This is a genomic window from Domibacillus sp. 8LH (genome assembly GCF_038806185.1).
Lineage (GTDB): Bacteria > Bacillota > Bacilli > Bacillales > Domibacillaceae > Domibacillus > Domibacillus indicus_A.
The window spans coordinates 1-238 of sequence record NZ_JAVJNG010000318.1; the positions used below are offsets into that span (position 1 = coordinate 1).

A 238-nucleotide genomic window follows, 5' to 3' on the forward strand; every position below is an offset into this window, starting at 1 on the left:
CTATAGCTCTTTTTAAAATTCGCAATTTGTTTCGGATTCATGACAAATACTTCTGTCCCAAGTGACTTAAGTGAAGCGTCATTATGTAAGAACATAGAGGGATGAAAGCTATAGACAGAAGTTGATTCAAGACCGATTCTAAGCGTATAAATATCTCGACCAGCTGCACACTCAATAATGGCATCTCGCAACTTCGTTGCACCTGGTAAATCGTTTGAAACGGTGAAGGACCTTAGCT

General features: G+C 39.5%; 1 protein-coding gene. It reads right to left on the reverse strand.

Annotated elements, in window-relative coordinates; genetic code table 11:
* Positions 1-238: IS110 family transposase (locus RG959_RS24860; RefSeq protein ID WP_483298932.1), on the reverse strand; the 238-nt coding region annotated here is incomplete at both ends.